The organism is Pedobacter lithocola (assembly GCF_042650845.1).
In the GTDB taxonomy this organism is placed as follows: Bacteria; Bacteroidota; Bacteroidia; order Sphingobacteriales; family Sphingobacteriaceae; genus Pedobacter; species Pedobacter lithocola.
Genome location: NZ_JBHSBW010000011.1, coordinates 227,028 through 247,106 on the forward strand (window position 1 = coordinate 227,028; position 20,079 = coordinate 247,106).

Sequence of the window (20,079 nt, forward strand, 5' to 3'; positions counted from 1 at the left end):
ATTTATCTATGTTGTAAACCAGCCAGAATACATTATATAATTATCAGGTAACTTATTTAATAAAGCCCTTTGCTCTTCAGTAATTGGCTTTATTTTTTTTGCAGGTGTTCCGGCATAAAGGTATCCCGTTTCGCAAATGGTGTTTTCTAATACAACAGAACCAGCTGCTATAATGCAATATTCTTCTATAATTGCATTATCCATTACAATAGCTCCCATACCTATTAAAACATTATCCTGCACTGTGCAGCCATGAACGATAGCGTTATGACCAACAGATACTCTATTGCCAATATGCGTTGATGCTTTAAGATAAGTAGCATGAATTACTGCACCATCTTGAATGTTAGATTCATTTCCAATTGTAATAGCATTTACATCGCCTCTAACAACTGCATTAAACCAAACCGAACAATTATCACCAATCTTTACATCGCCTACAATAGTAGCATTCTCAGCTATGAAGTTATCTTTTCCAAATATGGGCGACTTATCTTTTACAGGAAGTATTAAAGGCATATTAACAATGTAAGGTGGTAAATGTAAAATATTATAAGGATTTAAATCCCATTGAAGATATTTTTAAAAAAATGTATCTACCAACTTATCTGCATGGTCAGGGTAATCCGTTGTAAAATGCAATCCCCTACTTTCTTTACGTTGCATAGCTGATTTAATAACCAAATAAGCCGTTTGAATCACATTTCTTAATTCGCAAAGTTGAACGGAAACCTTATTTTTTTTATAAAATTCTTCAGTTTCCTGATGTATTAAAAACAATCTCCTGTGTGCCCTTTCCAATCTAAAATCAGAACGCACTATTCCAACATAATCGCCCATAACTTTTTGTAACTCTCTAAGGTTATGTGTAACTAAAACATCTTCATTGGTCTGTGTAACTCCTTGAGCATCCCATTCAGGTATATTATCAGGTATAACGTTGCTTTTAAAATTTTCGATAGCATCTTGATAAATGCGATGTGCAAAAACTGTTGCCTCCAATAACGAGTTTGAAGCCAATCGATTAGCGCCATGCAAACCAGTAGAAGAACATTCTCCACAGGCGTATAAATTTTTGATAGATGAGCGCCCGTATTCATCTACTAAAATACCACCACACATATAATGAGATGCTGGAGTTACTGGAATAAAGTCTTTCGTCATATCTATACCAATGGAAAGGCATTTGGCATAAATATTTGGAAAATGCTTAAGTATATCAGCTTTCTTACGCATGGTAATATCAAGATAAACAAACTCATCTCCAGATTTTTTCATTTCATTATCTACAGCTCTTGCCACAATATCACGAGGCGCTAAAGATTTACGCTCATCGTATTCATGCATAAACTCTTCACCGTTTTTACGTCTTAGTACTCCACCAAAACCACGAACTGCTTCAGATATTAAAAAGGAAGGATACTCTCCAGGATGATATAAAGCTGTTGGATGGAATTGAATAAACTCCATATTCCTAACTTTTCCTTTAGCACGATAAACCATTGCCATACCATCACCTGTAGCTATAACTGGATTAGTAGTAGCAGAATATACATGTCCGGCGCCTCCAGAAGCCATTACCGTTACGTTTGCAACAATCTTTTCCACATCGTTAAGCTCTGTGTTAAAGGCATATATACCGTAACAGTTAATATCTTCTGTACGTTTATCAACAAATTCACCAAGGTGATGTTGCGTAATTAACTCCAGTGCAAAGTAGTGTGTTAATATCTCTATGTTCGGATTTTCATGAATTTCTTGCAATAAAACACGCTCAATTTCATACCCTGTAATGTCCTTATAGTGCAAAACCCGGTGTTCAGAATGACCACCTTCTTTGGCTAAATCATAAAAACCAGAGTTGTCTTTATCGAAATTAATACCGTAGTCAATAATCTCTTGTATACGCTGAGGACCTTCTTTTACTACAATTTCAACAATTTTCTCATCACATAATCCATCACCAGCAATCAAAGTATCTTGTATATGTTTTTCAAAAGAATCACCTTTATCAACAACTACAGCTACCCCACCTTGTGCATATTTTGTATTAGATTCATCTTCATTTGATTTGGTAACAATTAATACCTTACCAAACTTAGCAGCCTTTAAAGCAAAACTTAAACCTGCTATACCTGAACCAATTACCAGAAAATCTACCTTCCTCATTAAATAAAATCTTAAATTGTTTACTATGTTAACAACTATCAATAAAGTGTTAACACAATGTATAAACTATACTAACAAATAAATTAGAATGTTTAAAGCTACTCTAAAAAGATAATTTGCCACAATCTTTTGCCCAATTTTTAAGCACATTTGTGTAAGTAATTAACTTTTTAAACTTTATAAACAATTAACATTCCAGTATTGATAAAATTTAAGACGTTTCTAGATAGTCCTGAAAATCAATCTGATTATATTAATAAAATGTAATATGAATGTTAGTAAACGATTAACAACTTACATAAAAGAACTTTTTTAGCAAACTTGCCAACATTACTAACACACTAATAAACAAACAAGATCTATTTATTTAAAATAACTTATTAATTATTGAAACGTGGAAAGCTTTATCTTTGACCGACGTCGAAATTCAAAAAAAGGGAAAATTTAAAATGAACATTGATATTTTAGAAGAAATTAATAAAAAAGGATTTGTGGATGAAGCAATTGATCCAACCCTCGACCTTTTTGCTGAAATTGAAAAATTAAAGAAAGAGAAAAATGCAATTATATTAGCACATTATTACCAAGAGCCTGATATACAAGATATTGCAGATTATATTGGTGATAGTTTAGGATTATCTCAAGAAGCGGCAAAAACCGATGCAGATGTGATTGTATTTGCAGGTGTGCATTTTATGGCCGAAACAGCGAAGATTTTATCACCGTCAAAAAAAGTTTTATTGCCTGATGTTAAAGCTGGTTGTTCTCTAGCTGATAGCTGCCCGCCACACTTGTTTAGGAAGTTTAAAGAAAAATATCCAGATCATTTGGTAATTACTTACGTGAATTGCACTGCAGAGTTAAAAGCTTTGAGTGATATTGTATGTACATCTACCAATGCTGTTCAAATTGTAGAAAGCTTACCGAAAGATCAAAAAATTATATTTGGTCCTGATAGGAATTTAGGCGCTTATGTTGCAAAAAAAACAGGAAGAGATTTAGTGCTGTGGAATGGAGCCTGCATGGTTCATGAAATTTTCTCTCAAGAAAAAATTACAAAATTAAAGGAACACCATCCAAATGCAAAGTTTATTGCACACCCAGAATGTGAAGAAGTAATTTTGAAAATGGCAGATTATATTGGTTCAACCACCGGACTGCTAAAATATACCATTAATAATCCTGCTTCAGAATTTATCGTAGCAACTGAAAGCGGAATTATTCATCAAATGGAGAAGGCAAATCCTACAAAAACTTTTATTCCGGCACCACCAAATAACAGTTGCGCTTGTAACGATTGCCCGTACATGAAGAGAAATACTTTAGAAAAACTATATTTATGTATCAAAAATGGTTTACCAGAAGTGACTGTGCCAGAACATATTATAGAACTAGCTCGTAAACCGATTCAAAGAATGTTGGATATTTCGGCAGAGTTAGGATTGTAGTAAAAGTAGTTATTGAAAGAAATCAAATAATGAAAGTAAACAGCATTCTTAAAAATTATTCGGGCTTATTATGGCTTTTAGCAGGTATTAGCGCTGGAAGTATTGTAGGTTTAATTTTTGGAAAAAGTGTAGAAAGTATTAAGCCGCTTGGCGATATATTTTTAAATTTGTTGTTTACCGCTGTAATTCCTTTAGTGTTTTTTGCAGTTTCATCTGCTATTGCAAATATTGATAGAACTAAAAAATTAGGAAAATTACTTACTGTAATGGTTTTGGTTTTCTTATCTACCATATTAATATCAGCAATATTAACTTTAGTAGCAACACGCATATTCCCTATCCATCAGCAACTTGGCAATAGTCCTTTACCTATTGAAAATGAGAAGCTTCAATCTGTAGGCGAACAAATGACTCAGCTCCTAACAGTTGGAGAGTTTTATGAAATTGGCAGCAGAAAAAATATGCTTGCCCTGATTATTTTCTCGGTTTTGGTTGGTTTTTCAACACTATACTCTGGTAAGGACGGTGATGGTTTTAAAAATTTTTTGGTATCGGGAAATGAGGTGATGAAAAAGTTCATCATTTTAATTATGAAACTCGGACCAATTGGTTTGGGTGCCTACTTTGCTTATCAGGTTGGCGTTTTTGGTCCGCAGCTTTTTGGTACTTATGCTAAAGCATTAGGCTTATATTATGGAGTAGGCGCATTTTACTTTATAGTTTTTTTTACATTATATGCTTTCGTAGCAGGTGGATTTAAAGCCATTAAAGTTTTTTGGAAGAATAATATTGTTCCTTCATTAACCTCTATCGGCACCTGTAGTAGCATTGCAACCATACCAGCAAACCTAGAAGGTACTGCAAAAATGGGAGTTCCTGCCTACATAACGAATGTTACAATTCCGTTGGGTTCTACTTTGCATAAAGATGGTTCAAGCATAAGTTCTATTGTTAAAATAGCTGTTGTATTTGCAATTTTTGGTAAAGATTTGGTACATGTTGATACAATTATATTGGCTTTAGGAATTACAGTTTTAGTAAGTATTGTTGAAGGCGGCATACCAAATGGAGGTTACATTGGTGAATTATTGATGATATCTGCATATCAGCTTCCGCCAGAGGCATTACCACCAGCTATGATAATTGGAACACTGGTTGATCCAATGGCTACTTTATTAAATGCTACAGGTGATAATGTTGCCGCAATGTTAATTGCCAGGTTTACCGAAGGAAAAAATTGGATGGAGCAAAAGATATCGTCTTAATAAATTAACAACTAAAAAAAAGGAGTTTACTCCAATAAAAAATATGTTTGAAAATAAAGAACGTACCGATATTAACGAGTTAGGAGAATTTGGTTTAATTAAACACCTAACAACTAATTTTAAAATAAAAAACGATTATTCTGTTAAAGGAGTTGGTGATGATGCAGCAGTTTTAGATGCAAAAGGGCAGCAAGTATTGGTTTCTACCGATTTATTGTTAGAAGGAATACACTTCGATTTAGCTTATGTGCCTTTAATGCATTTAGGTTATAAAGCAGTGCAGGTTAATTTAAGTGATATTTATGCTATGAATGGTAAAGCAAGTCAGATAACAGTTTCGCTTGGTTTATCTAGTAAATTTCCTCTAGAAGCTGTAGAAGAATTGTATAAAGGTATAGAGTTGGCTTGTAATAAATTTAATATTGATTTAATTGGAGGCGATACTTCATCAAGCAAGCAAGGTTTGGTAATAAGCATCACAAGTATTGGTTATGCCGATGCGGATAAGGTTACCTACAGAAACGGTGCGCAAGAGCATGATTTGCTATGTGTTTCTGGTGATTTGGGTGGTGCTTATGTTGGATTACAAATTTTAGAAAGAGAGAAATTAATTTACCTGGAAAACCCTCAAATTCAACCAGATTTAGAAGGCAAAGATTACATTATAGAAAGACAGTTGAAACCTGAAGCAAGAATGGATATTGTTGCACTTTTAGAGGACATGAACATTAAGCCAACTTCTATGATTGATGTATCGGACGGTTTAGCATCAGAAATTTTGCATTTAGCTACCGAAAGTGATAAGGGAATTACAATTTATGAAGAAAAAATTCCTTTAGATCCAATGACCTACGAAACCGCTCGCGAATTGGGTATAGACCCTACCGTTTGTGCTTTAAGTGGTGGTGAAGATTATGAATTGTTATTTACCATTAGCCAGGAAGATTATAAAAAGTTGAAACATGATGTAGATATTACGGTTATCGGGCATGTTACAGATAAAAATTCAGGATGTAAAATGGTTTCGAAATCAAACAATGTACATGAATTGAAGGCACAAGGATGGAATGCTTTTAATAAATAAAGAATTGAATATTTTAACAGGTAAAGAATAGATATATTTAGAATCCTTTAAAATTTTGCTAATTAGCTTATGACTATTACACAACTTTACATAAAGGTTGTTCCTTTCATAAAACCATATAGAAAACTTGTTTTTTATACGTTGTTATTAACGGTTGTAGGCTCATTTGCTGCACAGGTTAATGCTTTTATAATAAAGTATACGGTTGATTCCATCACCTCTTTATTGGTCAATAAAACACCATTGAAGCAAGGATTGTCTATATTAATTTTGATTAGTATAATATTATTAACAAAAGAAATAATTTATTCACTGGTCACATTCGGACAGAAATTTTACGGTGAAAAGCTTAGAATTTATATAGCTAGAGATTTTTCTCAAACCATTGTAGAAAAAATTCTTAATTATAAAATGGCTTTCTACACTTCACCCGAAAATGAGAGTGGCAAACTACAAACAAGGATTGATTTAGGCGTAAGCAGTTTAACCAAATTAACACAAAATTTTTTTATAGATATATTACCTCTTTTTGCTAATGCAATTGTAGCACTAGCTGTAATGTTTTATGCCAATTTTTATGTTGGTTTAGTTGGCTTATTTATAGTGCCATTGTATTTTTATGTAAGTCAGTATCAAGCCCAAAAATTAAGTGGGTTCAGACGGAGTATGCGTACGTACAGGGAAACAAAAAGTAGCGCAATTATTAATCTAGTAGAATCTATTGTTGTTATAAAATCTTTTGTAAGCGAAAAAAAAGAAGCAGATAAGCACAAAAGCATTCAATATGAGATGACCGAAAATCAAATGCAAACACGAAAAATTAGTTTTGTTTTTGATAGCGTCAAAAGTTTTATAGAACAGATAGGAATAATCATAATTATCATTTTAACAGCTTATTTGGTGCTAACAAACAATATGACGATTGGAGCAATTATGTTTCATATTTTATTGTTTAATAATGTGTCTGCACCAATTCGTCAATTGCACAGAATATATGATGAGGTTAACGATGCTTTAATATATTCAGAGGGCTTTTTTGATATTCTGGAAGCGAATAATGAAAAAGAATCAAAAGGAAATTATATTCCTAACAATATTAAAGGTTTAATAGAATTAAGGAATGTTGATTTTATCTATCCAAATGGTAATAAAGCACTTAAGGATATAAGCATGCAAATTAAACCAAACGAAATTACGGCTTTAATTGGCTTAAGTGGCGCAGGTAAGAGTACAGTTTTAAATCTTTTAGATAAATTTTATGAACCAACAAATGGTAATATTTTTTTAGATGGTGTGGATTTAAAAGATTTCAATACAGATTTTTTAAGAAAAAATGTTGGTTTGGTTCTGCAGAAAAATCACATTTTTAAAGGTAGCATTGCAGAAAATATTTTATATGGAAGTGAAGAAAAAACATTTGACGATGTGATTGAAGCGTCAAAAAAAGCATTTATTCACGATCAGATTATAGAATTACCAAAAGGATATGAAACTGCTGCTAATTTGTTATCGGGAGGGCAGCAACAAAGAATAGCTATCGCCCGGATATTTTTAAAAAATCCAGCCATTATATTTTTAGATGAACCAACGGCTAACTTAGATGCAATCGCTACCGAGCAAATAAAGAGAAGCTTAGATGAAATAAAGAAAGACAGAACGGTAATCATAATTTCTCATAGTATTTCACAAATCATTGATGCTTCAAATATAATTGTAATGGATTCGGGAAAAGTTTCTGAGCATGGCACACATGAAGATCTGTTTAATAAGAAAGGGTTGTATTATAATATATTTACTGCTATGGCAAATAGCTTAAATATTGATAAAATAATGAAAGCTGTAGATGAGTAACTATTAAGGGAAGGTGTTTTTATCTACTCTCCTTCTAAGTACTTTATATCAATTTGCTTATTGTTTTTAACCTTTGCACCTAATTTTTTAAGGTTTTCGATTTTTACTATCATATTTCCAGAGCCGTCTTTTAACTTATTGAAGGCTCCATCGTAAGCTTTTTGCGTAGAATTGATATGCTTGCCTATATCTTCCATATCTTTTAAAAAGCCAACAAACTTTTCGTATAAAAAACCTGCTTGTTCGGCTATTTCAAATACATTTCTATTTTGTTTTTCCTGTTTCCACATGCTTGCAATGGTGCGCAATGTGGCTAGCAGAGTGGATGGACTTACAATTACCACCCTTCTATCCCAGGCAAAATTAAAAAGCTCTGCATCTTTTTGAACCGCTATGCTAAAAGAAGATTCGATTGGGATAAACAACAAAACAAAATCGGGAGAATTGATTTTATATAATTCTTGATAGTTTTTTGCGGATAAAGAAAGAATATGATTTTTAATAGAAGCCAGATGCGATTTTACGTACCCTTCACGCTCTTCATCCGTTTCTGCAGATACATAACGCTCATAAGAAATTAAACTAACCTTAGCATCAACAACAAGGTGTTTATCATCTGGTAAATCTATAACAACATCTGGTTGGTATCTTCCTCCATCGACAGAAGAATGAGCGGCTTGAATTCTGTATTCTTGGTCGCGAACTAAACCCGAACGTTCTAAAACCTTTTCTAAAATGATTTCACCCCAATTTCCTTGCTTCTTATTGTCTCCCTTTAAGGCTTTCGTTAAATTATTAGCATCTTCTTGAATCAGTTTACTTTGAATCTGCAGTTCAGAAATTACACCTTTTAATATATTACGTTCATCTGATTCGGCCTTGTAAACCTTTTCTACCTTTTCTTCAAAAGCCTTAATGTTTTCCTTCAGTGGATTTAAAATCAAATCTAAATTTGTTCTATTTTGCTCAACAAACCGACTCGATTTCTCCTCTAATATTTTATTGGCTATTAACTGAAAATCCCTATTCAACCTTTCTTGCGAGTGCTCAAAATTTAATTTCTGCTCGGCTAATTTATCTTTCTCGGCCTGATAAAATGAACGTGTACCTTCTAATGCTCTATTTGCGTCTGCTAAATTATCTCGTTCTATTTGCAACTCATCTATCAGCCTGTGCTGTTCATCCTTTAGCAGCTTTGTAATGTTATCTTTCTCTGCCAATAAACTCGTAACTCTTTCATCCGCCCTTGCTAAATTTATTTTTAATTGCTCATTATCTAGTCTTATTTTTTCAAATTCTTCAATAGAAATTATTGGAACTAAAGTTTGTGGTTTTTTCAAATAAAGTAATATTAAAACCAGCAGAATTACAATTAAAAGAACAATAGCAGCAGCTTCCATAATGATAAAAATTTTAGTAAAAATCGTTAAATAAATTAGTTTTACCAAAATATTGTGCTTAATTATAATTCGCTAATCATCAAATCATGTAAACTGAATCAACTTAATGTAAAAACCATTAAGCAAATTTCTTATACTTGATTTTTTAAATATTAATAAATGAATGAATTAACAATCTTGATTTCTTGTACCGATCAGGTTGGTTTAGTTACCAATATTACACGAGTTTTAGCTTTGCATCAACTTAACATTGTTGCCATGAGAGAATTTGTTGATGAGCCCAACCAAGCTTTTTTTACTCGTATTGCTTGCGTAGGAAATGTTAGCGAACAACAAAAACTTAAACAAATTTTACTGGAAAATTTACCTGATAATGCTGTAGTAAATTTAATAAACCATGCAGAGAAGCAGATTGCGGTGCTAGTTACAAAAGAATATCATTGCCTTGCAGAAATATTGATTAAAAATCAGTTTAAAACGCTAGGTGCTAATGTAAAATGTGTAATTGGTAATTACGAAGAACTAAGAGGATTTACAGAACAATTGGGTATTCCGTATTTTTATGTTAGTCATGCAGATAAAGATAAAAGTACATTTGAGCAAGAAATCAAAACCATTATTAATCAATTCGATATCGATTATATTGTACTTGCAAAATTTATGAGAATCCTTTCTGCCGATTTTGTTAAAGATTACGCAGGTAAAATAATCAACATTCACCATTCTTTTTTACCTGCTTTTATTGGTGCAAATCCATACCGACAAGCATTTGAGCGTGGCGTTAAAATTATTGGTGCTACTGCTCATTTCGTAACCGATAATTTAGATGAAGGACCAATTATAACACAACATACTACCCATGTCGATCATAATTTTGGTGTAAAGGAAATGGTTCGTGCAGGTAAAGAAATAGAAAAAAAGGTTTTATTAGAAGCCTTAGAATTAATTTTTGAGGACAGAGTTTTTGTAAATGGAAATAAAACGATAGTTTTTAAATAGTTATAAACTTTTCAAAACCAGTTCTGCAACGTCTGTACCAGTTTGGCTTCCCATCGCAATGCCCATACCATTGCATCGGGCAGCACAAAATATGTTGGGTTTAGCTTCTGTTATTATGGGTTCAAGGTATTTTCCAAAAGCCATAATACCACTCCACCGTTGGTCTATCTCGAATGGCGTATTAGGTAAAATTATATTGGTAAGCAGCATTTCTAAAGTATTTTGTACTAATGAAGTCTCGCCAAATTCGGTAGTAGCTTCAGCATTAAAATCCAAATTCCTTCCACCGCCCAATAAAATTCTATCATTTATATTTCTGAAGTAATAGAATCCTTTATTGTAGTGGAAGGTTCCTTCAATTTTTAAATTTTCTATCGGTTTCGTAATTAACACCTGACCTCTTCCAGGTTCAACATCTAAACCAGGCAATAATGATTTAACAAAAGCATTAGTTGTAACAATTGCCTTTTTGCAGTAAAACTTGCCTTGATTGGTATGTATTACCGTCTGTTTATCATCTGAAATAATTTCATTTACCTGGCAGTTATTTAATATAAAAATTTGCAAAGATTGTGCTAACTGAATCAAATTAAACATCATTTTACCGGTATCAATTTGTGCTTCGTATTGGTTATAGATAAGATTTTGCACATTATTAAATCCCAATGACTTTATTTTATCATTTGCCAGGCAAAATGCCTGTGTACCAATAATTGGCGTTATAAGTTTATTGTAATGTTCAATTTTGGATACACATTGTTCAATTGTGGCATCATCATCATTTGTAAATAATTCGTAGCCACCAAATTGCCTGTAATCTAAGTTTTCATCGCCCAACAATGTTCTAAGTTTCAACAAACCCTTCCATCGTTTTTCTATCAACAGCATTAGTCCTTCTGTTCCACAAATAGCTTCTTGCTCCATTAGTTCAGAAAGACTACCAAAACAGGCAAAACCTGCGTTTTTTGTACTAGCTCCAGATGGTAAAAAGCCCCTTTCTAATACTATAATTTTAAGCAGAGGGCATGTCTTTTTTAAATGAATTGCTGCATTTAAACCAACAATACCACTACCAATTATAACTATATCAAAGTTAAAAAAGGTTGCTTTTTCCCAATAAGAAAGGTTCGAACTCATAAACTAAAATATGTAATTCAACCCACATTTAATAAAGGATCGCTTTTTGATATACTGCAAATTGAAAAACATACACAAAAGAAAATGGGAGTTTATTTAATTTTAATCGTCCCGGTATTATTGCTGAGCATGTTTGTACAATGGCGTTTTAGGCATAAATTTTCTAAATACGCAGAAATGCAACTAAGCTCGGGCTTATCGGGAAAGGAAGTGGCAGAACGAATGCTGCACGATAACGGCATATTCGATGTGAAGGTGATGAGTACCGAAGGACAATTAACAGATCATTACAATCCAACAGATAGAACCGTTAATTTAAGTACAGATGTATATTATAGCAGAAGCGTTGCAGCCGCAGCAGTAGCCGCACATGAGTGTGGTCACGCCGTTCAACATGCAAAATCTTACACTTGGTTAAATCTACGCAGTACAATGGTGCCGGTAGTTAGCATTTCATCAAACTTATTGCAGTGGGTTATGTTGTTAGGTGTAATGCTTTTGGTATTTTCAGTAACGCCAATAGTTTTAGCAATTGGCGTAGTTGGTTTGGCGCTGGTAACTGTTTTTAGTATCGTTACCTTACCTGTAGAATTTGATGCGAGCAATAGAGCATTAACATGGTTAAAAAATAATCAGGGTGTAATGCAAACCCAGGAAGAAAATAGTCAGGCTAAAGATGCATTATGGTGGGCCGCAATGACTTATGTAGTTGCAGCAGTCGGCGCATTAGCAAACTTACTTTATTACGCTTCGATGCTGTTTGGTAGAGCAAGAGATTAAGATATTTTCATTTACCTATGAAAGTTGTAAAGCGGTTCGAAATTAATTTTTCGGCCGCTTTTGCATTTATCAGAGCAGTGATGGGTAGTATTACTTCGCCTGATTTATATAAAAGTTTAATTGTAATCAGAAAAACGCAATTAAAAATATTTACGCCTAAAAATAATTGTTTGGTAGTCCAAATTATTAGAAGCTTAACGTCAGTAGTTCTTCGGCAACTACAGTCCCGCCAATACTACAATCTTTTGGGGAGATTTTCTTTGAAAATTAAAGCATATGCAACCAAAAGTATTTCCGTTTATGTCGGGGCTAATTAACAAAATGTTTTTAGTTCTTAGCCTTAGTTTGCAACTTCCTTTGGTGTTTTAGCAAAGCCTGAGGAAAGGAAAAAATCTTTGTTATTAAACCCGATAGAGCCGGGTAGCCCGAAGCGAGGTACGAGCAAGGCTACAGGCGATAGCGGGACAGGTGACCGCCATATAGACAGAACCGTTCATTTTCTTAATATTCTTTAAATTTAGGAATATAAAAGGCAGTATTTTAATGGAGCTAATTAACAAAATGTTTAAGTTCCTAGTTTTATTACAATTGTGATGGGTAGTAGTGCTTCGTATGATTTAAATACAAGGTACTTTTTATGAAAGTTTAATTGTAATCAGAAGAACGCAATTAAAATATTTACGCCTAAAAATAATTGTTTGGTAGTCCAAATTATTAGAAGCTTAACGTCAGTAGTTCTTCGGCAACTACAGTCCCGCCAATACTACAATCTTTTGGGGAGATTTTCTTTGAAAATTAAAGTATCTACAACCAAAAGTATTTCCGTTTATGTCGGGGCTAATTAACAAAATGTTTTTAGTTCTTAGCCTTAGTTTGCAACTTCCTTTAGTGTTTTAGCAAAGCCTGAGGAAAGGAAAAATCTTTGTTATTAAACCCGATAGAGCCAGGTAGCCTGAAGCGAGGTACGAGCAAGGCTACAGGCGATAGCGGGACAGGTGAACGCCATATTGACAGAACCGTTCATTTTCTTAATATTCTTTAAATTTAGGAATATAAAAGGCAGTATTTTAATGGAGCTAATTAACAAAATGTTTAAGTTCTTAGCCTTAGTTTGCAACTACCTTGGTGTTTTAGCAACAGGCAATAGCGGGACAGGTGACCGCCATATAAACAGAACGGATCGTTTTCCTAATATAAGGTATAATATAGGAAAAAAATAATTATTAATTTAATTTGTACGGAGCAACCAATTGAAACTCGGGTATATCAACTTCAAATTCTCCCTCATCTACCAGGCGTTTCATTAAATAGGTTCCTTTCATGCTGCCGATATCGGTTTTTAAATTACAACCCGAAACATACACATGGCTGTCCCCAGGATTTATAATAGGTTGCACACCAACAACGCCTTCACCTTCAACTTCTCTTCTACTACAGTTCGAATCAAAAATAACCCATTGGCGGCGCATCAATTGAACCTGATAATCTGAAAGATTTGAAATTTCTATGCGATAAGCGAACATAAAATGCTCATTAGCCGGATTGGAATATTCTGGCTGATATATGGTTTCTACTGAAACTTTAACCCCATCTGTAATTGCTGTAACCATGATGATTTAACGAATGTAATAAAAGCTTTTCAAAAATCAAGCCAGTTGATTGGCCGGATCGTAGTTGGCAAACTTTTCTGCCACTTCGTCTAAAATGCTGTAAATGTTACTGATATCTCCCTCAGAAACCAAACGCATACGATAAGGTTTAAAATCTGGTAAGCCTTTAAAATAATTGGCATAATGACGACGCATTTCAAAAACTCCTGTTTTAGGTCCTTTCCACTCAATTGATTTTTCTAAATGTGTTCGGCAAACATCAATTCTTTCTTCAATGGTAGGTCCGGCTAAATGCTCACCTGTTTTAAAAAAATGTTTAACTTCTCTAAAAATCCATGGGTAACCAATAGCGGCCCTGCCAATCATAATGCCATCAACTTCATATTCCATTCGCCAGTTTGCAGCTTTTTCAGGACTATCAACATCGCCATTGCCAAAAATGGGAATTTTAATACGGGGGTTGCGTTTAATTTCGCGAATTAACGACCAATCGGCTTCGCCTTTGTACAATTGTGCCCTTGTTCTACCATGAATGGTTAATGCCTGAATGCCTACGTCTTGCAATCGCTCAGCAACCTCGTAAACATTTTTACTATCATCATCCCAGCCTAAACGAGTTTTAACAGTAACAGGTAAATGCGAAGCTTTAACAACGGCTTCGGTCATTTTTACCATTTTATCAATATCTCGCAAAAGGCTAGAACCGGCTCCTTTACAAACAACATTTTTTACCGGGCAACCATAATTGATATCAACCAAATCAGGATTGGCAGCAGATGCAATTTCTGAAGCTTCACGCATGTGTTCTATATCGCCACCAAAAATCTGGATACCTATAGGGCGTTCATATTCAAAAATATCTAGTTTTTGTAGGCTTTTAGCTGCATCTCTTATTAATCCTTCAGATGAAATAAATTCAGTGTACATCATATCCACCCCATTTTGTTTGCATACAAAACGAAACGGCGGATCGCTAACATCCTCCATTGGCGCAAGCAACAACGGGAATTCACCCAAATCTATATTTCCTATCTTAACAGACATTTTCTATCTTCAACGATTAATAAACATACAAAGGTACAAATAATGAATGTCGCTACATCCAACCAGGAAGAAATCAATCCTTTTCTGCAATTACTTTTACTTTTATTTTACGCAGTTGTAGGTGCAATTATATTTACCATTATATCATTGGTTGTAATTTTATCAATTTATGGGTTTGCTATAGTAAAAGATTATAACCTAATTGCAGCCGGCGACCCAAAATTTACAGGCGCACTTAAAATATTACAGATTGGTACATCAATAGGAATGTTTATTGCACCTCCGCTTGCATTAGCTTACACTAATAGGATAAAACCAACCCGTTTTTATGGTTTTGGAAATCCAAAGGCGCTTCTGCTTTTTTTAGTTTTGGTTATAATGATTGTTGCTATGCCATTTATGGAATGGACAGCCATTTGGAATCAAAAGATGAGCTTACCTTCTGGCTTAAAATGGTTGGAAACCTGGATGAAGGAAAGTGAAGCAGCGGCGATGAAGATGACAATTCAGCTTTTAACCGTTCGCAACAACTGGGATTTTGTAGTAAACTTAATTATGATTGCCGTTTTACCCGCCATCGGCGAAGAACTTATGTTCCGTGGAGGCGTACAACGTTCGCTTAATAAAGCATTTAATAATCCTCACGCAGCAATATGGATATCCGCTATAATTTTTAGCGCTATACACATGCAGTTTTATGGTTTTTTGCCAAGATTACTACTCGGTGCGGGCTTCGGGTATTTATATTACTTCAGCGGAAGTATTTGGTACGCCATGTTAGCTCACTTTATTAATAACGCTTATGCAGTTTGTATGACCTTATATATGCAAAAACACAATATGCCTTTAGATAAAACTGAAGATCCAATTGGTTTTCCATGGTATGGCTATTTAATTAGTGCGATATTAACCATAGCTTTGTTTAACTTTTTTAAAAATACAGCACAACGTGAGCGAAAACTGGATTAAAGTATATACAACTGGAGATGCCTTTGCAGCCGAAGTACTAAAACAAGGATTAATTGAAGATGATATCCCTGCTGTTGTAATTAACAAGCAGCTCTCTGCTTATAATATTGGAGAAATTCATGTTTTGGTAAATAAGGTTGATTTCGATAAGGCGATTGAGTACATTGTTAAAAACGAAATTGAATAACGCGATGTATATTTTCCTTTTTCCGTCAACCCTTTTCCAACTTTCATCATGAAAACCAGGGCGATAACGGCTTTCTTTTTTACCATTGTGATGTTAGGGTCTGTGTTTTTAGGAACATATACTTTCACTGCGTTTTACTTGATTTTAAGTTTACTGTCTCTATTCGAATTTTATAAGCTGATAAAAACCTCGGGTATAAGGCCACATAGAAATATTGGTTTAGCTGCAGGAGCTTTAATTTTTTTAATGGCTGCCGGCTTACATTATTTAAAATATGATGTTAAGTACCTTTTACTTTGTGTACCATTAATTTTTTCGGTTTTTATAACTGAGCTTTACAAAAAGAACAAAATCCCTTTTGCAAACATTTCTTACACATTTGTTGGCTTTGCATACATCACTTTTCCTTTCTGCTTTTTCCATGCCCTAGGCTTTCTAAGCAATTGGAGCGAATATAATTTTCACTTTCCGTTAGCTTTTTTATTGATGCTTTGGGCGAATGATACCGGAGCTTATTTATTTGGTGTAAAATATGGTAAGCGTAAATTATTTGAGCGCCACTCGCCAAAGAAAAGCTGGGAAGGCTTTTTTGGCGGGATGTTTACAAGTGCGCTTGTGGCTTACGGTTTATCCTTCATCTTTAAAGAAACAACACCAACAGTTTGGGTCGGAATGGCAATCTTAATAGCCAGTTTTGGTACCTTGGGCGATTTAGTAGAATCTATGCTTAAACGAAGTTTAGATACAAAAGATAGTGGCGGTTTGCTTCCTGGTCATGGTGGTCTGCTCGACCGTTTTGACGGATTGCTGCTTGCAGCACCTGTTGTTTATGCATATCTGTACTTGATTTTGTACTAGAAACTTTCTCTAAAGAATTCATGCTTGTTTCAAGGAAGCTACATTTCTTATCTTATTAGATTTTTTTACCGACTAAAACACCTAAGAATATATATTCCATTGCTTTTTGCATTTACAGAAATTTTTGGTTTGTAATAAGTAGAAAATGCTAAACACCTAACAAGAGCCTAAGAACACATGTCTGCTGTTTTTAAACCCGATAAAAGCGGCAGCCCCGAATTTTTCTATGAGGGCTACAGCGGTTAGCGGGACTGCCGTTACCGAAAAAGCTAATTGCATTGTTTTCCAAAAAACCTTCGATTTAATTTTCCATAGAGATTATAGTTAACCAGAGGTCGTGGAGAATTGTACAGAGCACACAGTGCTGCTGAGTGTTGTTTTGCCACCTAAAGGGCATTTAAGGAAATAAGCATGTTTTTCGATGTTGCACCAATGAACTAACATTTTTAATCATTAAATTTAATTTAGCTACTTAACCTAAACTGTAACAAATTTACAGCAAGGCTCTTGGAGATGCTTTTCTGTTATATATTTGGTATTAACCAACCAAACTTTCCCGACTATGATAAAAAACTACTTTAAAAGGTTATGCATTGCTTTTTTAGTGTTGAGTTGTGCAACTGTTTTTGCGCAAGATGTTCCAACACCAAAAGCACATTTTGGCTTTAATATAGGCGATGATTACCAACTAGCTAATTACACGCAAACAGAAGCTTATTTTAAAAAACTAGCTGAAACATCAAAGCGTGTTAAACTTGTAGATATTGGTAAAACAGAAGAAGGCAGATCTCAATATATGTTGATCGTTTCCTCGCCAGAAAACTTAAAAAAACTAGACCGGTACAAAGAAATTTCACAGAAGTTGGCTCATGCAGAAATGACTCCTGAACAAGCCAAAACCTTAGCTCAAGAAGGTAAAGCGGTGGTTTGGATTGATGGAGGTTTGCATGCAAATGAAGTTGTTGGTGCTCATCAACTTATTCAAACCGCTTATGAATTTGCATCGAAAACAGATCCGGAAACGTTAAAAATTTTAGATAATGTTATCATTCTTTTCACTCATGCCAATCCTGATGGGCAAGAGCTGGTAAGCAACTGGTACATGAAAGAAAAAGATCCGAAGAAAAGAACTACATCTGGCTTACCAAGACTGTACGAAAAATATGCAGGGCATGATAATAACCGCGATTTTTTTATGCTCAATTTAAAGGAAACGCAAAATATGGGGCGACAGCTTTTTGTAGAGTGGTTGCCACAAATTATGTACAATCACCATCAGGCTGGTCCGGCTGGTACTGTAGTTGCTGGTCCGCCTTACCGAGATCCATTTAATTATGTTTTCGACCCAGCCGTTTTAACCAGTTTGGATGCTGTTGGAGCTGCAATGCACAACAGAATGAACGTAGAAAATAAGCCAGGTTATACCCAAAGAGGCGGCTCGGTTTATTCTACCTGGTATAATGGAGGCTTAAGAACAACAACTTACTTTCATAATATGATTGGTTTGTTAACGGAGATTATTGGCAGTCCAACGCCTTCAGAAATTCCCTTGGTTCCGGCCAGGTTACTGCCAAACGGCGATTCGCCAAATCCAATTACACCCAGAAAATGGTATTTCAAAAACTCTATTGATTATTCAGTTTCTTTAAACTACGCTGTTTTAGGTTATGCACAACGTTATCATGATGAATTGCTGTATAACATTTATCAAATGGGAAAAAACTCTATTGATAGAGGTAAAAAAGACAACTGGTCTTTCTCACCAAAAAAGATAGACGCGATAAATGCTGCCGGTAAAACGTCGGCTTTAGCAGCTGCACCTGGAGAATCTGGCAGAGGAAGAGGAATGAGTATTAAGGCTTTTGATACGGTGATGAATGCGCCGTTAAATCGCGATCCACGAGGGTATATTCTGCCTGCCAATCAACCAGATTTTAATTCAGCCATAAAGTTTTTAAATGCTTTAATCAGAACAGGAATTTTAGTGCAAAAAGCAACCGTTCCGTTTACGGTAGCAGGAAAAAATTATCCGGCAGGAAGTTATGTTGTTAAAACAGACCAAGCTTTTAGGCCACACGTTTTGGATATGTTTGAGCCGCAAGACCATCCGAATGATTTTAAATATGAAGGAAGTGCACCTATTCCGCCTTATGATGCTGCCGGATGGACGTTAGCTTACATGATGGATGTGAAATTTGATAGATTGCTTGACGATTTTTCAGGTCCTTTTGAACGGGTTCCGTTTGGCGAATTATTAAAACCAGAAAACAAAATTCCATCGGGTTCGAGTTATGTGTTGGCTGCTGCTCAAAATGATTCTTACACAGCGGTTAACGACTTATTAAAAAGCAATGTTGATGTGTATCGTTCTACAGAAAACGGCGATTTTTATGTATCAGCTTCTGCAAATGCAAAGAGCATTTTACAGAAAGCGAATGTGAAATTAAAATCGGCCGCTGCTCCAAAAAGTAAAACTAAAATTGAAGCTGGTAGAATTGCGCTTTGGGATACTTATGGAGGCTCAATGGCTTCGGGTTGGGTGCGATGGTTAATGGAACAATACCACTACAACGCTACAGTTATCTATCCACAAGATATTGATGCGGGCGATTTAAAATCGAAATATGATGTGATTGTATTTGTAGGTGGAGCAATACCACCATTGCCAACTGCAGTTGCTACCGGTAGAGTTGGTGGTGGTTTTGGTGCCGCAACCCCTCAAAATGTACCAGATGAATATAAAAAGCAAACAGGAAGAGTAACAGCTGATAAATCCATTCCTCAAATAAAAAAATTTATAGAAGATGGCGGCAAAGTCGTAACCATTGGTTCTAGCACAAACCTTGCTTACCACTTAAAACTACCTGTTCGCAATGCAATGGTAGAAATTGTTAATGGAACAGAAAAAAGATTGCCTGATGAAAAATACTATGTACCAGGCAGCGTACTTAACGTAGAAGTTGATAACATGCAACAGGCTAATTGGGGAATGGAAAAGGAAACAGATGTATATTTTGATAACAGTCCGGTATTTAGATTAACTGGTGACGCCATTGTTTCAGGAAAGATAAAACCATTAATGTGGTTTAATTCTGCAACGCCATTACGCAGCGGTTGGGCCTGGGGCCAAGCCTATTTACAAGATGGCGTAACCGCCTTCGAAGCAAAAATTGGGAAAGGTAAATTATATGCCTTCGGACCAGAGATTGCTTTCAGAGCTCAAACTCATGGAACATTTAAACTAATATTTAATCAGTTGTATAAGTAGTTTATAAACA

16 protein-coding genes are annotated in these 20,079 nt (G+C 34.8%); 10 read left to right on the forward strand and 6 right to left on the reverse strand.

The window, feature by feature from the left end:
- Positions 1-6: 6 nt before the first annotated feature.
- A complete protein-coding gene (locus ACFOWA_RS11325) occupies positions 7-519 on the reverse strand; it encodes a gamma carbonic anhydrase family protein (RefSeq protein ID WP_378985168.1) in 513 nt (170 codons plus the stop codon).
- Between the two features lie 63 nt (positions 520-582).
- On the reverse strand, positions 583-2,169 hold the full coding sequence (gene nadB, locus ACFOWA_RS11330; RefSeq protein WP_378985170.1) for an L-aspartate oxidase: 1,587 nt from the start codon (positions 2,167-2,169) through the stop codon (positions 583-585).
- A gap of 449 nt (positions 2,170-2,618) precedes the next feature.
- Between nadB and nadA the strand changes: the two genes are divergently transcribed.
- From nadA to ACFOWA_RS11350, 4 genes are all read left to right on the forward strand, one after another.
- On the forward strand, positions 2,619-3,617 hold the full coding sequence (nadA, locus tag ACFOWA_RS11335; RefSeq protein ID WP_378985172.1) for a quinolinate synthase NadA: 999 nt from the start codon (positions 2,619-2,621) through the stop codon (positions 3,615-3,617).
- A gap of 29 nt (positions 3,618-3,646) precedes the next feature.
- Positions 3,647-4,882 carry a dicarboxylate/amino acid:cation symporter gene (locus ACFOWA_RS11340; protein WP_378985174.1) on the forward strand — a complete coding sequence of 412 codons (1,236 nt, stop codon included), beginning with the start codon at positions 3,647-3,649 and terminating at the stop codon, positions 4,880-4,882.
- A 43-nt stretch (positions 4,883-4,925) separates the two neighbouring features.
- Positions 4,926-5,966, forward strand: a complete 1,041-nt coding sequence (thiL, locus tag ACFOWA_RS11345) for a thiamine-phosphate kinase (protein ID WP_378985176.1) — start codon at positions 4,926-4,928, stop codon at positions 5,964-5,966.
- A 69-nt stretch (positions 5,967-6,035) separates the two neighbouring features.
- A complete protein-coding gene (locus tag ACFOWA_RS11350; RefSeq protein WP_378985178.1) occupies positions 6,036-7,817 on the forward strand; it encodes an ABC transporter ATP-binding protein in 1,782 nt (593 codons plus the stop codon).
- A gap of 23 nt (positions 7,818-7,840) precedes the next feature.
- On the opposite strand, the gene ACFOWA_RS11355 is transcribed toward ACFOWA_RS11350, so the two are convergent.
- Entirely contained in the window at positions 7,841-9,217 is a 1,377-nt protein-coding gene (locus ACFOWA_RS11355; protein WP_378985180.1) for a DNA recombination protein RmuC, read from the reverse strand.
- 159 nt (positions 9,218-9,376) lie between these two features.
- Here ACFOWA_RS11355 and purU point away from each other — a divergent pair, with 159 nt between their 5' ends.
- Complete coding sequence (gene purU / locus ACFOWA_RS11360; RefSeq protein WP_378985182.1) at positions 9,377-10,216, forward strand: formyltetrahydrofolate deformylase; 840 nt, start codon at positions 9,377-9,379, stop codon at positions 10,214-10,216.
- Here the strand turns inward: purU and ACFOWA_RS11365 are convergent, their stop codons facing one another.
- Positions 10,217-11,353: an NAD(P)/FAD-dependent oxidoreductase gene (locus ACFOWA_RS11365; protein WP_378985183.1), complete on the reverse strand. Its 1,137-nt coding sequence runs from the start codon at positions 11,351-11,353 to the stop codon at positions 10,217-10,219. It abuts the gene before it with no gap.
- Positions 11,354-11,437: 84 nt separating this feature from the next.
- Here ACFOWA_RS11365 and ACFOWA_RS11370 point away from each other — a divergent pair, with 84 nt between their 5' ends.
- A complete protein-coding gene (locus ACFOWA_RS11370; protein ID WP_378985185.1) occupies positions 11,438-12,133 on the forward strand; it encodes a zinc metallopeptidase in 696 nt (231 codons plus the stop codon).
- 1,223 nt (positions 12,134-13,356) lie between these two features.
- Here the strand turns inward: ACFOWA_RS11370 and apaG are convergent.
- The gene (gene apaG, locus ACFOWA_RS11375; protein ID WP_378985187.1) at positions 13,357-13,743 is read right to left on the reverse strand and encodes a Co2+/Mg2+ efflux protein ApaG; all 387 of its coding nucleotides are present in this window, start codon (positions 13,741-13,743) and stop codon (positions 13,357-13,359) included.
- A 36-nt stretch (positions 13,744-13,779) separates the two neighbouring features.
- The gene (gene dusB / locus ACFOWA_RS11380) at positions 13,780-14,787 is read right to left on the reverse strand and encodes a tRNA dihydrouridine synthase DusB (RefSeq protein WP_378985189.1); all 1,008 of its coding nucleotides are present in this window, start codon (positions 14,785-14,787) and stop codon (positions 13,780-13,782) included.
- A 42-nt stretch (positions 14,788-14,829) separates the two neighbouring features.
- On the opposite strand from dusB, the gene ACFOWA_RS11385 reads away from it, so the two are divergent.
- The 4 genes from ACFOWA_RS11385 (at position 14,830) to ACFOWA_RS11400 (ending at position 20,069) form a co-directional block, all read left to right on the forward strand.
- Positions 14,830-15,756 carry a CPBP family intramembrane glutamic endopeptidase gene (locus ACFOWA_RS11385; RefSeq protein WP_378985191.1) on the forward strand — a complete coding sequence of 309 codons (927 nt, stop codon included), beginning with the start codon at positions 14,830-14,832 and terminating at the stop codon, positions 15,754-15,756.
- Complete coding sequence (locus ACFOWA_RS11390; RefSeq protein ID WP_378985193.1) at positions 15,737-15,943, forward strand: putative signal transducing protein; 207 nt, start codon at positions 15,737-15,739, stop codon at positions 15,941-15,943. The genes ACFOWA_RS11385 and ACFOWA_RS11390 overlap by 20 nt, the downstream gene beginning before the upstream one ends.
- A 48-nt stretch (positions 15,944-15,991) precedes the next feature.
- Positions 15,992-16,801, forward strand: coding sequence for a phosphatidate cytidylyltransferase (locus ACFOWA_RS11395; RefSeq protein WP_378985195.1), 810 nt, complete (start codon positions 15,992-15,994; stop codon positions 16,799-16,801).
- Between the two features lie 562 nt (positions 16,802-17,363).
- Positions 17,364-20,069, forward strand: coding sequence for a M14 family metallopeptidase (locus ACFOWA_RS11400; protein ID WP_378985197.1), 2,706 nt, complete (start codon positions 17,364-17,366; stop codon positions 20,067-20,069).
- The last annotated feature ends 10 nt before the right edge of the window (positions 20,070-20,079 follow it).

What these genes read in the sequence shown, in the direction of transcription:
- ACFOWA_RS11400 (WP_378985197.1), top strand. Translation starts at nt 17,364, where the DNA reads ATGATAAAAAACTACTTTAAAAGGTTATGCATTGCTTTTTTAGTGTTG.
- purU (WP_378985182.1), top strand. Translation starts at nt 9,377, where the DNA reads ATGAATGAATTAACAATCTTGATTTCTTGTACCGATCAGGTTGGTTTA.
- apaG (WP_378985187.1), bottom strand. Translation starts at nt 13,743, where the DNA reads ATGGTTACAGCAATTACAGATGGGGTTAAAGTTTCAGTAGAAACCATA.
- ACFOWA_RS11370 (WP_378985185.1), top strand. Translation starts at nt 11,438, where the DNA reads ATGGGAGTTTATTTAATTTTAATCGTCCCGGTATTATTGCTGAGCATG.
- ACFOWA_RS11355 (WP_378985180.1), bottom strand. Translation starts at nt 9,217, where the DNA reads ATGGAAGCTGCTGCTATTGTTCTTTTAATTGTAATTCTGCTGGTTTTA.
- ACFOWA_RS11385 (WP_378985191.1), top strand. Translation starts at nt 14,830, where the DNA reads ATGAATGTCGCTACATCCAACCAGGAAGAAATCAATCCTTTTCTGCAA.
- ACFOWA_RS11395 (WP_378985195.1), top strand. Translation starts at nt 15,992, where the DNA reads ATGAAAACCAGGGCGATAACGGCTTTCTTTTTTACCATTGTGATGTTA.
- thiL (WP_378985176.1), top strand. Translation starts at nt 4,926, where the DNA reads ATGTTTGAAAATAAAGAACGTACCGATATTAACGAGTTAGGAGAATTT.
- nadA (WP_378985172.1), top strand. Translation starts at nt 2,619, where the DNA reads ATGAACATTGATATTTTAGAAGAAATTAATAAAAAAGGATTTGTGGAT.
- ACFOWA_RS11350 (WP_378985178.1), top strand. Translation starts at nt 6,036, where the DNA reads ATGACTATTACACAACTTTACATAAAGGTTGTTCCTTTCATAAAACCA.
- ACFOWA_RS11325 (WP_378985168.1), bottom strand. Translation starts at nt 519, where the DNA reads ATGCCTTTAATACTTCCTGTAAAAGATAAGTCGCCCATATTTGGAAAA.
- nadB (WP_378985170.1), bottom strand. Translation starts at nt 2,169, where the DNA reads ATGAGGAAGGTAGATTTTCTGGTAATTGGTTCAGGTATAGCAGGTTTA.
- ACFOWA_RS11365 (WP_378985183.1), bottom strand. Translation starts at nt 11,353, where the DNA reads ATGAGTTCGAACCTTTCTTATTGGGAAAAAGCAACCTTTTTTAACTTT.
- ACFOWA_RS11340 (WP_378985174.1), top strand. Translation starts at nt 3,647, where the DNA reads ATGAAAGTAAACAGCATTCTTAAAAATTATTCGGGCTTATTATGGCTT.
- dusB (WP_378985189.1), bottom strand. Translation starts at nt 14,787, where the DNA reads ATGTCTGTTAAGATAGGAAATATAGATTTGGGTGAATTCCCGTTGTTG.